13 protein-coding genes and 1 riboswitch are annotated in these 12,417 nt (G+C 71.1%); of the genes, 11 read left to right on the forward strand and 2 right to left on the reverse strand.

Features of this window, described 5'->3' with window-relative positions; translation table 11 throughout:
* The first annotated feature begins 17 nt into the window (after window positions 1–17).
* The 6 genes from JL108_RS18550 (at window position 18) to JL108_RS18575 (ending at window position 4,969) form a co-directional block, all read left to right on the forward strand.
* Window positions 18–626, forward strand: a complete 609-nt coding sequence (locus tag JL108_RS18550; protein WP_307837324.1) for a TetR/AcrR family transcriptional regulator — start codon at window positions 18–20, stop codon at window positions 624–626.
* Entirely contained in the window at window positions 610–1,419 is an 810-nt protein-coding gene (locus JL108_RS18555) for a TIGR03084 family metal-binding protein (protein WP_240191484.1), read from the forward strand. Before JL108_RS18550 ends, JL108_RS18555 begins: the two co-directional genes overlap by 17 nt.
* A gap of 336 nt (window positions 1,420–1,755) precedes the next feature.
* Window positions 1,756–2,646 (forward strand): metal ABC transporter solute-binding protein, Zn/Mn family, encoded by an 891-nt coding sequence (locus JL108_RS18560; RefSeq protein ID WP_205199606.1) that lies wholly within the window; start codon window positions 1,756–1,758, stop codon window positions 2,644–2,646.
* The gene (locus JL108_RS18565) at window positions 2,643–3,341 is read left to right on the forward strand and encodes a metal ABC transporter ATP-binding protein (RefSeq protein ID WP_205199607.1); all 699 of its coding nucleotides are present in this window, start codon (window positions 2,643–2,645) and stop codon (window positions 3,339–3,341) included. The genes JL108_RS18560 and JL108_RS18565 overlap by 4 nt, the downstream gene beginning before the upstream one ends.
* A 5-nt stretch (window positions 3,342–3,346) precedes the next feature.
* On the forward strand, window positions 3,347–4,177 hold the full coding sequence (locus JL108_RS18570; RefSeq protein ID WP_205199632.1) for a metal ABC transporter permease: 831 nt from the start codon (window positions 3,347–3,349) through the stop codon (window positions 4,175–4,177).
* Between the two features lie 123 nt (window positions 4,178–4,300).
* A complete protein-coding gene (locus JL108_RS18575; protein ID WP_307837325.1) occupies window positions 4,301–4,969 on the forward strand; it encodes a metal-dependent transcriptional regulator in 669 nt (222 codons plus the stop codon).
* Between the two features lie 160 nt (window positions 4,970–5,129).
* Here the strand turns inward: JL108_RS18575 and JL108_RS18580 are convergent, their stop codons facing one another.
* Window positions 5,130–5,804 carry a response regulator transcription factor gene (locus JL108_RS18580; RefSeq protein WP_205199608.1) on the reverse strand — a complete coding sequence of 225 codons (675 nt, stop codon included), beginning with the start codon at window positions 5,802–5,804 and terminating at the stop codon, window positions 5,130–5,132.
* On the reverse strand, window positions 5,801–6,949 hold the full coding sequence (locus tag JL108_RS18585; protein ID WP_205199609.1) for a sensor histidine kinase: 1,149 nt from the start codon (window positions 6,947–6,949) through the stop codon (window positions 5,801–5,803). The genes JL108_RS18580 and JL108_RS18585 overlap by 4 nt, the downstream gene beginning before the upstream one ends.
* Window positions 6,950–7,145: 196 nt before the next feature.
* Between JL108_RS18585 and JL108_RS18590 the strand changes: the two genes are divergently transcribed.
* The 5 genes from JL108_RS18590 (at window position 7,146) to JL108_RS18610 (ending at window position 12,250) form a co-directional block, all read left to right on the forward strand.
* Entirely contained in the window at window positions 7,146–7,847 is a 702-nt protein-coding gene (locus JL108_RS18590; RefSeq protein WP_205199610.1) for a hypothetical protein, read from the forward strand.
* A gap of 141 nt (window positions 7,848–7,988) precedes the next feature.
* Window positions 7,989–8,115: riboswitch (cobalamin riboswitch) on the forward strand.
* Between the two features lie 34 nt (window positions 8,116–8,149).
* Window positions 8,150–9,250 carry an energy-coupling factor transporter transmembrane component T gene (locus JL108_RS18595; RefSeq protein ID WP_205199611.1) on the forward strand — a complete coding sequence of 367 codons (1,101 nt, stop codon included), beginning with the start codon at window positions 8,150–8,152 and terminating at the stop codon, window positions 9,248–9,250.
* Window positions 9,247–10,839, forward strand: coding sequence for an ABC transporter ATP-binding protein (locus JL108_RS18600; RefSeq protein ID WP_205199612.1), 1,593 nt, complete (start codon window positions 9,247–9,249; stop codon window positions 10,837–10,839). Before JL108_RS18595 ends, JL108_RS18600 begins: the two co-directional genes overlap by 4 nt.
* On the forward strand, window positions 10,833–11,627 hold the full coding sequence (locus tag JL108_RS18605) for an ECF transporter S component (RefSeq protein ID WP_205199613.1): 795 nt from the start codon (window positions 10,833–10,835) through the stop codon (window positions 11,625–11,627). Before JL108_RS18600 ends, JL108_RS18605 begins: the two co-directional genes overlap by 7 nt.
* On the forward strand, window positions 11,624–12,250 hold the full coding sequence (locus tag JL108_RS18610; RefSeq protein WP_205199614.1) for a hypothetical protein: 627 nt from the start codon (window positions 11,624–11,626) through the stop codon (window positions 12,248–12,250). Before JL108_RS18605 ends, JL108_RS18610 begins: the two co-directional genes overlap by 4 nt.
* Window positions 12,251–12,417: the final 167 nt, after the last annotated feature.

Consider the following 12,417-nt stretch of genomic DNA (forward strand, 5'->3'; position numbering starts at 1 on the left):
GCGCCATGCTGGGCGACGTGACCGAGGCAGAGATCCCGACGCGGGTTCCCCAGGAGGAGCGGACGCGCCAGATGCGTCGCCGACTCCTCGAGGCGACGGTCGACTCGCTCGTCGAGCTCGGCTGGTCGGGCACCACCACCACCGTTGTGAGTCAGCGGGCCGGCGTGAGTCGCGGCGCGCAGCTGCATCATTTCCCGACCAAGCACGACCTCGTGGTCGCCGCCGTCGAGTTCATCACCGAACGTCGGCGCAGTCAGATGGACGCCGTGCTGGCCGACCTGCCCGTCGAGGGCCGCACTCGCGCGGTGCTCGAGGCGCTCACCGCGCAGTTCATCTCGCCGGTCTTCTTCGCTGCCCTCGAGCTGTGGGTCGCCGCCCGCACCGACGAGAGCCTGCGTGCCGAGGTCGGCGATCTCGAACGGCGCATCGGTCGCGAGACCCACGCGCACGCGGTCACACTGCTCGGCATCGACGAGAGCCGGGGCCGTAACCGGCAGCTCGTGCAGGCCACGCTCGACCTCGTCCGCGGTCTCGGCCTGGCCGCGACGCTCAGCGACGACTCGATGCGCCGGACCGCGATCCTCGACGCCTGGGCCATCACCCTCGACCATGAACTGGAGCGCTGACATGACCGTCCTCGACTCGATCCTCGACGACCTCGCCGCGGAGAGCCTGCAGCTCGACGGGTGGGTCGCCGGCCTTCCGCTCGCGGGGTGGCAGACGGTGACCACCCCGGAGGGGTGGACGGTGGCCCATCAGATCGCCCATCTGCACTGGACCGACGAGGCCTCGGTCGAGGCGATCACCGATCGCGCTGCCTTCGAGGAGCTGGTGCGGCAGGCCGGCGAGAACCCGACGGGCTTCGTCGACGAGGCCGCCGACGAACTCGCCTTGGAGCCGCCCGATCAGCTGCTGCGTGCCTGGCGACAGGGGCGTGGTGCGCTCGCCGAGGCGCTGACCTCGGTGCCCGAGGGCGAGAAGGTGCCCTGGTTCGGGCCGCCCATGAGCCCCGCCTCGATGGCCACGGCGCGGTTCATGGAGACCTGGGCGCATGGCCACGATGTCGCCGAGGCGGTCGGGATCGAGGTCCCGCGCAACGATCGGGTGCGGCATGTGTGCCATCTGGCGGTGCGGACCCGTGGGTTCGCCTATCTCATGCGGGGCCTCGAGGCGCCCGATGTTCCGGTGCGAGTGGAGCTGACCGCCCCCGGTGGGGAGCGATGGGAGTGGGGCCCGGAGGACGCCGCCGAACGGGTGAGCGGGGATGCCTGGGACTTCGCGCTGCTGGCGACGCGGCGACGCCATCGCGACGATGTGGACGTACAGGCGACCGGTGAGCACGCGAACCACTGGCTCGATATCGCCCAGACCTTCGCGGGGCTGCCGGGCAACGACCCCAAGCGACTCGCCGACCGCTGACCCCTCGCCCGGTGGAGAGGGGCGGTGGTCCTGCTCGTGTCTACTCGATCCCGGGTCCCGGTGGTCGAGTAGTGGAGGTCGTGATAGGGCGAGGCCACGTTGTGGTGGTTTCGATACGCCGCTCGTTCCTCACGGCTACTCAACCACCGAGGTGTCGCGTACGGACGCTCAGGAGATGACTGAGGCGAGTGCGAGGAAGGCGACGAGGGCGGCCACGAAGACCGCGGTGCGCACGGTGCCGATGCGAAGCTGTCGGCGTTGGACTTCGGTCATGTACTCATCATAGTTCGCCAGGTGCCTGCATGCCATCGGGGAGGGCGGATTAAAGTGTTCGCCATGCCGAACATTTTGCGGTGGGGAGGGCTGGCAGCGGCCCTCGTCCTGTCCGCCTGTGCCCCCGCCGTCTCCGGCGAACCGGCCGACGAGCGCCCCGTGGTCCTCTCGACGTTCACGGTCACGGCCGACATGATCGAGGCCGTCGGCGGCGATGCCGTGCGGGTCGAGTCCCTCCTTCCTCTGGGGGCCGAGGTCCACGGCTACGAACCGACCCCCGGCGATCTGCGCCGCGCGGCGGATGCCGACCTCGTCATCGACAACGGGCTCGGCCTCGAGGCCTGGTTCGAGCAGTTCATGCAGCGCCTCGACGTGCCCCGAGTGACCGCTGCCGAGGGGATCGAGCCGATCGCGATCGACGGCACGGACGAACCCAATCCGCACGCGTGGATGTCACCACGCGAGTCCGCGGACTACGTGGACACGATCGAGCGGGCGCTCATCGACCTGGTCCCCGAGGCGCGGAAGGAGATCACGGCACGTGCCGACGGCTACCGCGCAGAGCTCGCGGCCATCGAGCGACGACTCGTGGAGGCGGCGGCCGAGGTGCCCGTCGAGCGGCGCATCCTCGTCACCTGCGAGGGCGCCTTCTCCTATCTAGCGCGCGACGCCGGGCTCCAGGAGGCCTATCTGTGGCCGGTCAACTCCGAGCATCAGGTCACGCCCAGACGTGCTGCCGCACTCGACGATCTGCTGACCCGGCGCGATGTTCCGGCGGTGTTCTGCGAGTCCACGGTGTCGAGCCAGACGATGCGCCAGCTCGCTGCGGCGACCGGCACCCCCTTCGGGGGCACGCTCTATGTCGACTCGCTCTCGACGGCGGACGGCCCGGTGCCGAGTCATCTCGATCTGGTGCGCCATGCCGCCGATCTGATCGCCGAGGTCCTCCGATGACCGCCGTCGAGGTCGAGGAGGCGACCGTTCGCCGCGCGCGACGCACCGTGTTGCGGGATGTCTCGGTGCGGGTCGAGGCCGGCCGGGTGTGCGCGCTGCTCGGGATGAACGGTGCCGGGAAGAGCACGCTCTTCGATGTCATCGCCGACCGGCTCCCGCTCGCCGGCGGGTCGATCGAGGTGCTCGGCGCCACGCCTCGCAAGGCTCGCCGGGCCGGGCGGGTCGGCTATGTCGTGCAGAGCGAGCGGATCGACCTCGACTTCCCGGTGACGGTCCGCGGGGTGGTCTCGATGGGCATCACCTCGCGACGTGAGGCCCGGCAGCGGACGGACGATGCCATCGAGCGCGTCGGTCTGCAGGACCTCGCCGACCGGCCCCTCGGTCGCTTGTCAGGAGGGCAGCGCAAGCGTGCCTTCCTGGCCCGGTGCCTGGCCCAGCGAGCCGAGCTGATCCTGCTGGACGAGCCCTTCGCGGGAGTCGACCGGCCGAGCGAGCTCACCTTGCGGCAGGCGATCGGCGAACTCGCGGCGGATGGCAACACGGTGATCGTCTCCACCCACGACGTGCGGGAGCTGGACAGCTGGTGCGATGACGCGATCGTGCTGGCGGGCCGGGTCGTGGCATCCGGCCCGGTCCGGGAGACGGTGACGGCCGAGCGGCTGGCGCAGGCCTTCGGTTGGGAGGGGTCGGCGTGATCGAGATGTTCTCCTACGAGTTCATGCAGGTCGCGGCGCTCGTCGCCGTGGCCGCTTCGGTGGCCTGTGCGCTGCTCAGCTGCTGGATCGTGCTGATCGGCTGGTCGCTCATCGGGGACGCCGTCTCCCACGCGGTGCTGCCGGGAGTGGTGCTCGCGTACGCGGCCGGCGTCCCGTTCACGGCCGGTGCGCTGCTGTTCGCCTTCATCGCGGTCGGCCTGATCGCGCTGGTCCGCCAGGGACCGACCAAGGAGGACGCCGCGATCGGGGTCGTCTTCACGACGCTGTTCGCGCTCGGTCTCGTCCTGGTGTCGGTGGTGCCGAGCCATCTGGACCTCGGGCACATCCTCTTCGGCAACGTCCTGGGCGTCAGCGATGCCGAGGTGGTCCAGGTGGTCGCGCTCGCGACCATCGTCGCGGTGGTGCTGGTGGTCCTGCGCGGGCCGCTCACGATGTACGCCTTCGATCCGGTGCACACCTACATGATGGGTCAGTCCCCGCGGCTGCTGGCGGGCGTTTTGCTGACGTTGCTGGCGGTGACGGCGGTGGTCGGGCTGCAGGCCGTGGGGGTGGTGCTCGTCGTCGCGCTGCTGATCATCCCCGGTGTCACCGCGCGTCTGCTGACCGACCGGATCGGGCGCATGCTGATGATCGCCCCGGCGATCGCGGTCGCGGCCACCGCGGCCGGACTGACGGCGAGCTTCGTCCTCGACGTCGCCCCGGGAGGCATGATCGTGCTCGGCCAGTCGGCGGTCTACGCCCTGGTCTATCTCCTCGCGCCGCAGCGCGGCGTCCTGCCGCGCCTCGCGCGCCGGAACCGCGAAGTCCCCGCCTGAGCCCGGCAGCGGCGGTAGCTGGTCAACCCTTCCTCGTCGGTGGAGGTAGACGATCAACGTCATGGGCGAGGTGTGAGGTTGGCCGTCTACCGCCGATCCGGTCGAGAGCCGTAATCTGGAGAGGTGCACCCCGACGAGTTGACCGCGTCCACCCAGGACTATCTGAAGGTCATCTGGACGAGTCGCGAGTGGCACGACGAGCCGATCTCGTCGCGTGCGCTCGCGCAGCGGCTCGGCCAGTCGCCGTCGACGGTCTCCGAGACGGTCAAGAAGCTCACCCAGCAGGGACTGCTCACCCACGAGCGCTACGGGGATGTCGGGTTGACCGACGAAGGTCGCCGCGCGGCGCTCGCGATGGTGCGCCGGCACCGGCTCATCGAGACCTTCCTGGTGGACTACCTCGGGTACTCGTGGGATGAGGTGCACGACGAGGCCGAGGTGCTCGAGCACGCGGTGTCCCATCTCTTCATGAGTCGTCTCGCGGTCGCGCTCGGCGATCCGGAACGCGATCCCCATGGCGATCCCATCCCCACCGCCGAGGGGCGGCTGCCCGAACTGGACGCCCGTCAGCTGTCGGAGGTCGGTGACGGCGAGCGCGTGCGGGTGGTCCGCGTGTCCGATGCCGACCCGGCGCTGCTGCGGTTCCTCACCGAGCAGGGCATCGGCCTGGACGTGCTGCTGGATGTCAACGAACGGCATCCCTATGCCGGCACGATCAAGGTGACGCGCGACAGCGAGGAGCTCGACCTCGGGCTGCCCGCGGCCGAGGCCATCTGGGTCGCCACAGACTGATACGCGCGGCGCCCGGACGGGGCGGTGAGTGGTGAACCGTCGCCCCGCGCTTGTGGCGGTGCGTGAGCGGCCGCCTCTCCGGCCGAACGGACGCCTCCTCACCGGTGGTGGCCGGGAAATGGACGCCTACTCACCGCCCGGGGGCGAGGGAGGCGGGTGGTCAGTGGCCGCCGACGAGGTGGGTCTCGTAGGCGAGCACGACCAGCTGCACGCGGTCGCGGGACCGGGTCTTGGCGAGCAATCGGCTGATGTGGGTCTTGACGGTCGCCTCCGCCACGAACAGCTCACTCGCGATCTCCGAATTCGACAGGCCACGCCCCACCAGCACCAGCACCTCGCGTTCGCGATCGGTGACCTCGGCGAGCCGGTCGTCGGGGGACTCCGTGGCGCCCGCGGGGTCGGGCAGTGTCGTCGCGAAGTGGTCCAGCAGCCGTCGCGTGGTCGACGGCGCGACCACGGCGTCGCCGCGGTGCACCGCCCGGATCGCCCCGAGCAGCTCCGGCGGCGCGGCGTCCTTGAGCAGGAAGGCGGCCGCGCCGGCCTTGATCGCCGCGAAGGCGTACTCGTCCAGGTCGAAGGTCGTCAGCACGATCACCCGGGGACCGTCGGCCATCGCGGTGATGGAACGGGTCGCCTCGACCCCGTCGAGACGCGGCATCCGCACGTCCATGAGCACGACATCGCAGGAGGTCACGCCGATCAGCTGCACCGCTTCGGCCCCGTCGCCCGCCTCGCCGACCACCGTCATGTCGTCCTGGCTGTCGACGAGCATCCGGAACCCGGCCCGCACCATCTGCTGGTCGTCGACGAGGAACACGCGGATCGAATCGCTCACCAGGGAATCCTCGCATCGACCTCGTACCCGCCGCCGACGACGGGCCCGACCCGCAGCTCGCCACCGTGGGCGGCCACCCGCTCCCGCATGCCGACGAGCCCGTGCCCGCCGCCGTCGTCGGCCGCGCTGGCCCCGCGGCCGTCATCGCGGACCGTCAGGTTCAGCACGTCACCGTCGCGGCGCAGCGTGACGGTCGTGGTCACCTGGGGTCCGGCGTGCTTGCGGACATTCGTGAGCGACTCCTGGAGGAGGCGATAGGCCGTGAGCGCGACACCCGGCGGGACGCCGGCCAGGTCCGCCGAGATCTCGGTGTCGAGCCGCATCGACGCGGCGGCCTCCTCGAGGAGAGCCGGGACATCGGCGAGGTCGGGCTGCGGGGCGGTGCCGGTTCCATTCTCGCGCAGCAGACCGAGCAGCGACCGCATCTCGGTCAACGCCTGCCGTCCCGTGCTCGCGATGGTCTCCAGCGCGTCGACCGCCGTCTCGGGGCGGGCGGACGCGGCGTAGCGTGCACCGTCGGCCTGCACGATGATGACCGACAGCCCGTGGGCCACGACATCGTGCATCTCGCGGGCGATGCGGTTGCGCTCACCCTGCGCCGCCAGTTGCGCGCGCTGGTCGGCCTCCCGGGCTACCCTCTCGCTGCGTTCGATCAGCGAGTTCACGTACGCCTCGCGGGTGTGCCCGAGCAGTCCGAGGACCCATGCCACGACCACGATGAGGCCGATGCCGAAGGCCTGGGAGGCGACCAGGCTCGTGCTGTAGGAGGGGGTGCCGTAGGACGGCATCCAGTCGATCGCGGCGACGACGGCGGCGATGAGGCTGAGGACCAATACCGGGATGCTCCATCGCAGCCCCCGCCATCGCGCCACCGAGTACACGGCGATGGGGAAGGCCAGCTGCCCGGGGAGCGTGGTGTCGTAGAGGAGCACCTGCGCGGCGTGCGTGACATAGACCGCGGCGAAGACCGCCACCGGGTGCGAGCGCCGCCAGAACAACGGGGCGATCTGTGCCGCGGTCAGCACCGCTGTGCCCGGGCTGATGCCGACGGCCGCGAGCGGCGCGACGGCGAGCAGCGCACAGGTCAGCGCGATATCGAACCACTGCCTGCCGCGCGGGCTGAGGCGGAACGGTGCCCTGTCCATCGGATCGACGGTAGCCGAATGCGCGAGTCCGCAGATCCGTCCAGGGGTGGATCTTTACCTCATAAAGGTGCTTTTTTGTCTGGAATATCAGACGATCATCCGAAAACAGCCGTTGTGGCGGCCGATGCCGCGCGCGATGCGCCGCTATCTGCTTCCATGAGGTCCAAGGAGTGGCAGACGATCGGAGGAGATCATCGTGGGCGCCACCACCCCGCCGGGGTACGAGGACCTGGAACGCGATCTACGAGAGCGTGGGCTCGACGCCTCGGCGAGCTGGCCGGCCGACGTGCTGGCGAGCCTGGTCGCGAGCGACGCGATGAGCTTCGTCGAGCTCGCCCTCGAGCACGTCCTGGCCGATGCCCTCCGCGACTCCGAGCCGAGGGCCCGGGACCGCGAGCCCTGTGACGTCCGGGGCGCGGTCTTCGCGCACCGGCTGGACGGCACGATCTACGCGACGCTCGCCGAGGCGCTCTCCGCGCTCGCCTGGGCCGGTGATCCGGGCGTGGAGCGATGGCACGTGCTGCTCGCCGAGGTCGACCACGATGCAGCGGACATCCTGCGCTGCCGGATGCTGGCCGCCCCCTCGGCGGACTCCGATACCGCCGTGGAGTGGCTGGTGGCGCATCCGGACTGGTACTCGCTCGGCTGGGGATCGAGCAACTGGCCACCGATGGACGTCGTCGCGGTGCATGCCGATGTGTGCTCGATGGCCACCTATGAGGCGCTCGAACAGGCGATCTTGGAGTTCCTGCCCGCGGTCGAGGAGCCGGCGTGCCGAGGTTTCGGACAGTACGAGCTCCTCGCGGCGCTCGGCGACGGTCATCTCTCGAGCCTGGCGCGCGACCGCCTGGTGGAGCTGCACCATCGATTCGCCGAGATGCCGGTGGCGCGAACCTGAGTCGATGCGGCAGACTGTCGATGCGGCGGCGCGAGCGACGCCCGAGACCGTTCGCGCCGCCGTCTCGCCCTAGGGCCCTCAGCGCTCGGCGTTCCGTGGCGTGACGATGCTCGCGGTGCCGTCCGCCCCGATGCCACCTTCTATACTCGTGGAGTCCACGCCAGTGGACACCTGTTCGTCGCGGGGAAGCCGGTCGGAGTCCGGCACTGTCGCGCAACCGTAGGCCTTCGGGCGAGTCGGGAGACCGGGCGGGCGGGTCCATCACGACACACTGTCGCGTCTCGCAGTGGGGGGTCAGGACCATGGTCGTCACTGCCAGCCCCACGCAGCGTCGGCAGCGCCGCGCCCGCGATCTGCATCCGGGCGCCTGGTGGATCTGGGCACTCGGCCTGGCCGCCGCCGCGTCCGCCACCACCAATCCCGTCGTCCTGGTCCTCGTGATCGCGGTGGCCTGCCTGGTCGTCGCCAGCCGACGTGGCGACGCCCCCTGGGCCCGTGCCTTCCGCTTCTATCTGTGGTTCGGTGCGGTCATCGTGGTCGTGCGCGTGCTGTACCGGCTGGTGTTCGGCGGCGGATCGGTCGCCGGCGACACGGTACTGGTCCACCTGCCCGAGGTCCCTCTTCCCGATGTCATCTCGGGCATCAGGCTGCTGGGCGATGTCACCTCCACGGCCGTGCTCGCCGGACTCTACGACGGCCTGCGGCTCGCGGCGGTCGTCATCTGCGTCGGCGCGGCCAACGCCCTCGCCAATCCCAAGCGGCTGCTGGCCTCGGTGCCGCCCGCGCTGTACGAGGTGGGGACGGCGCTGGCCGTCACGATGTCGGTGTTCCCGCAGCTCGCCGAGAGCGTGCAGCGGGTCCACCGGGCGCGTCGTCTGCGCGGTGAGCCCGGCAAGGGGGTCGGGGCGCTGCGGCGGCTGGTCGTCCCGGTGCTGGAGGACGCGCTGGAGCGGTCGATGACGCTGGCCGCGGGCATGGACGCCCGCGGATACGGTCGTGCCGGCACCGCATCGGTGCGGGCTCGCGCCGTGACCGGCGGGTTCCTGCTCGCCGGCCTGTTCGGTCTGTGCGTCGGCACCTATGCCTTCCTCGACCAGACGGCGCCGAGATGGCTCTCCTGGCCGGTGCTCGCCGTCGGCGTCGGCTGTGCCGTGATCGGCTTCCTGCGCGCGGGCGAGCGGGTGCAGCGCACGCGGTATCGCCCGGACCGTTGGCGGAGCGCGGAGCTGGTGACCGCGTCCTGCGGTCTCGTCGCCGCTGTCGGCATGAGGATCGTCGATCCGGCTGCCGCCTTCCCGTCGCTCACGACGGCGCCCGATGTCTCGATCATGGCGCTGGCCGCGGTGCTCGTGGCGGCGGTGCCGGCCTTCGCGACCCCGGAGCCACGGCGGGCGGTCCGATGATCGACGTCACCGGTGTCACCTTCGCCTACGACGGCGTGCCCCTCCCGGTCCTCGTCGGGGTCGACCTGACGATCGGCGAGGGCGAGCTCGCCCTGGTCGCCGGCCGCACGGGATCGGGGAAGTCGACGCTGCTCGGCGTCTTCAACGGGCTGGTCCCGCACTTCACCGGCGGGACGCTGAGCGGGGACGTCCGGATCGACGGCGCATCGGTCCTCGGACGGCCTCCGCGCGAGCTGGCCGATCTCGTCGGCTACGTGCCGCAGGATCCGCTGGACGGCTTCGTGACCGACACCGTCGAGGAGGAGCTCGCCTACGGCATGGAGCAGCTGGGGCTGGCGCCGTCGACGATGCGGCGCCGCGTCGAGGAGACCCTCGACCTGCTCGGGCTGGCGGACCTGCGCGACCGCGCGCTGCGCACGCTCTCCGGCGGACAGCAGCAGCGGGTCGCGATCGGCTCGGTCCTGACGATGCACCCGCGCGTCCTGGTGCTCGACGAGCCGACCTCCGCGCTGGACCCTACGGCCGCCGAGGACGTGCTCGCCACCATCGCCCGGCTGGTCGACGACCTCGCGCTGACCGTGGTGGTCGCGGAGCACCGGATGGAGAGGGTCATCCCCTTCGCCGACCAGCTCGTCGTGGTCGAGAACGGCACGGTCCGCAGCGGGCATCCGGCGGAGCTGTTGCGCGACTCGCCGGTCGCCCCGCCGATCGTGGATCTCGGGCGGCTCGCCGGCTGGGACCCCCTGCCGCTCTCGGTGCGCGAGGCGCGCAAGCGGGTGCGCAGCGAGCCCTTCGTGCTCACGGAGCCCGAACCGCGACCGGCGCCGAACGGGCCGGTGGAGCTGACCGCTCGCGACATCACCGTCGCCTACGGCCCGGTCGTCGCCGTCGACGCGGTGGACCTGGAGGTGCGCGGCGGCGAGGTCTGCGTGCTGATGGGCCGCAACGGGTCCGGGAAGTCGTCACTGCTGTGGGCATTGCAGGGCACCGGTCGCCGGGACGCGGGCAGCGTCGCGATCGGCCCGGACGGGACCGACCCGATGAGCGTCCCCGCCGACGAGGCGCGGATGCTCGTCGGTCTCGTGCCGCAGACCGCGAGCGACCTGCTCTATCTCGAGGACGTCGCCGAGGAGTGCGCCGCCGCCGATCAGCAGGCGGGTGAGCCGCCCGGCACCTGCCGGGAGCTGCTCGACCGGCTCGCCCCGGGCATCGACGGCACCCGCCATCCGCGTGACCTCTCCGAGGGGCAGCGTCTCGCGCTCGTGCTGGCGATCGTCCTCACCGCCCGGCCCCGGGTGCTCGCACTCGATGAACCCACCCGGGGCCTGGACTACCCGGCCAAGGCCGAGCTCTCGCGGGTGCTTCGCGAGCTCGCCGATGACGGTCACGCAGTGGTGCTGTCGACCCACGATGTCGAATTCGTCGCGCAGGTCGCCGACACGGTGGCGGTGCTGGCGGACGGTCAGGTGGTGTCGGCGGGCCCGGTCCGTGACGTGCTGGCGGAATCGCCCGCGTTCGCGCCACAGGTCGCCAAGGTGCTCGGACCGCAGTGGCTGACCGTGGCGCAGGTGGAGCGGACGCGATGGTGAGCCCCGCCGTGCCCGTCGGTCGCCGGTCCGCGGCGGTCCTGGCACTCGCCTCCCTCGCCGGGATCGTCATGTTCTGCTGGCCGCTGATCATGCAGCCGGCCGATGACGCGACCCGCGTCGACCAGCCCTTCCTGCTCATGGCGCTGTTGCCGATCGTCGCGCTGGTCGTGCTCGCGGAGCTGTCCGAGGGCGGTATCGACTCGCGCGCGCTGGCGATCCTCGGCGTGCTGACGGCCGTCAACGCCGCGCTGCGCACCCTCGGGGCCGGGACCGCCGGTATCGAGCTGGTGTTCTTCCTGCTGATCCTGGCCGGCCGGGTCTTTGGCCCGGGCTTCGGCTTCGTCTTCGGATGCACGACGGTGTTCGCCTCGGCGCTGTTGACGGCCGGTGTGGGACCGTGGCTGCCGTTCCAGATGATGTGCTCGGCGTGGATCGGCATGGGGGCGGGGCTGCTGCCACGCCGCGTCGCCGGGAAGGCCGAGATCGCGATGCTCGTGGTCTACGGCGTGGTCTGCGCCTATCTCTTCGGCCTGCTCATGAACCTGTCCACCTGGCCCTTCGCGATCGGCATCGACTCGGGGTCGTTGTCCTTCGTGCCGGGGGACCCGCTGCTGGAGAACCTCCGCCGCTTCGGGGTCTTCTTCCTGCTGACCTCCACCGGCTGGGACACCGGGCGGGCGATCACCAATACCGTGCTGATCGTCGTCCTCGGGCCCGCCCTCCTGCTCACCTTGCGCCGGGCGGCCCGCCGGGCGCGCATCATCCCCGTCGAAAGGAACTCCCTATGAAGCGACTGCTCGCAGCCGCCGCCCTCGTCCTGCCCGGCCTCGTCGCCGTCGCCGCGCCGGCCTCGGCACACGGCGAGTGCGAGGATCCGGCCGATATCCCGATCCTCGTCGACTACGGCTCGCTCGAGGCGGAGCAGCAGGTCGTGTGCGCGCAGGACGCGGCCCAGATGACGGCGCTCGCCGCGATCACCGGTGCCGGGCTGGAGCTGGAAGGCACGACCGAGTACGGCGACAGCGTGGTGTGCCGGGTCGAGGGTCGCCCCGGCGCTGATGTCGAGTCCTGCGACTCGATGCCGGCCGGCGACAGCTTCTGGGGCTTCTACGTCGGCTCGGACGGTGCATGGGAGTTCGCTCAGCAGGGCGTGGACCAGCAGATCCTCGCCGAGGGCGACTTCGTCGCGCTGGCCTATGGCGACGGCACGGCGGCACCGGCCACCGCGCCCGATGAGGAACTGCGCCAGCAGGCGCAGGAGGCGGGCGGTGAGTCCACGCCCGCCGACGATGCCGCGGCCGAGGACGCCGAGGACGAGGGCAGCAACACCGGCCTCATCGCCGGCTCGATCGTGGTGCTCCTGGTCGTCGTGGCCGCGGTCGTGATCGTGCTGCGCCGCCGCCGCGCCTAGCAGCCTGATACCCGTGGTCCAGGCGCCGTCCCTCGGTGCCGCTCTCCGGGGGCCGACGGAGGATGTGATTCCGTGGTTGCCCTGACTACCACGAAGACACATCCTTCGTTTGCGCCCGACGGAGGATGTGCTTCTGCGGTTGCCCCAGCAGCCCCGGAATCACATCC

The organism is Aeromicrobium sp. YIM 150415 (genome assembly GCF_016918125.1).
GTDB classification, from domain to species: domain Bacteria; phylum Actinomycetota; class Actinomycetes; order Propionibacteriales; family Nocardioidaceae; genus Aeromicrobium; species Aeromicrobium piscarium.